1 protein-coding gene is annotated in these 553 nt (G+C 38.3%); it reads right to left on the bottom strand.

Annotated elements, in window-relative coordinates; translation table 11 throughout:
- A partial coding sequence (locus Q1A47_RS20590) for a transposase (RefSeq protein ID WP_299632759.1) occupies positions 1-553 on the bottom strand: 553 nt, incomplete at both ends.

The raw sequence follows: 553 nt of genomic DNA, 5'->3' as shown, positions 1-553 counted from the left end.
ATTCCTTGCTTCTTTTGTTAATGCAATCTTTATTTCTAATTTCCCATTCTCTAGACACACTTCTCCCTTGTATTCATAGTAATTGTCGCAATGCGAGCACACAAGGGGATCTTTTTGACCACTAGAAATAATACGCTCTCTCCAGGTTTGGCGGCGTAATGTCTTCTTCACTTTTACTATCCATTTCCTTGTACCTTGTTGCCATGTAGCTAATAGCTTTTTGCTTAAGCTCTTACTCCTTCTAGAATACACCCCATAGTGACGAATTGTCTTGAACTGTTCATTAGGAATATGACGTATTAATCGAATAATAAATTCTTCTACCGTTACGGTCTCATGTTTTTCTTTACCGTCTACTTTATCCATATATTTGAATGTCACATGTTGACCATCATATTCCTCGATACGATTGTTCCCAATCGCTGGTCGACGAATATAGCGGCCAATATAACGCAGTTGGTCCTTCACCTTTCCTCTTTGTTTTGGGGCATACACATAGAAGCCTTCCCCATTATTAGAAAAAGCCTGTTGTAATCTTGGTTGAATTCTTTTC

The organism is uncultured Virgibacillus sp., from assembly GCF_947495635.1.
Classification (GTDB): domain Bacteria; phylum Bacillota; class Bacilli; order Bacillales; family Amphibacillaceae; genus Virgibacillus; species Virgibacillus salarius.
This window is presented reverse-complemented; position numbering and strand designations above follow the sequence as displayed.